This is a genomic window from Diplocloster agilis (assembly GCF_019042275.1).
GTDB lineage: Bacteria > Bacillota > Clostridia > Lachnospirales > Lachnospiraceae > Diplocloster > Diplocloster agilis.
Map to the genome: position 1 here is coordinate 1 of NZ_JAHQCW010000121.1, position 225 is coordinate 225.

A 225-nucleotide genomic window follows, 5' to 3' on the forward strand; every position below is an offset into this window, starting at 1 on the left:
ACCTCCTTTCTAAGGAAGAAGAAGTAAGGGTTGTTTTACTGTTTAGTTATCAAGAATACGAAGCAAAAGTCCGCAGTAACAGAGAAATAAAAGGGGCTTAAGCAAGTAGGAAAGATAGCAAAAAAGATTTCTGGTGTCGATGCGCCTAGGGGACACACCCGTTCCCATCCCGAACACGATGGTTAAGACCTAGGCGGCCGATGGTACTATACTGGTGACGGTATG

At 44.9% G+C, this 225-nt stretch carries 1 rRNA gene; it reads left to right on the forward strand.

What is annotated here, in order from left to right:
* Positions 1 to 129: 129 nt before the first annotated feature.
* Positions 130 to 225, forward strand: a 5S ribosomal RNA gene (gene rrf, locus KTH89_RS24800); the annotation flags it as partial.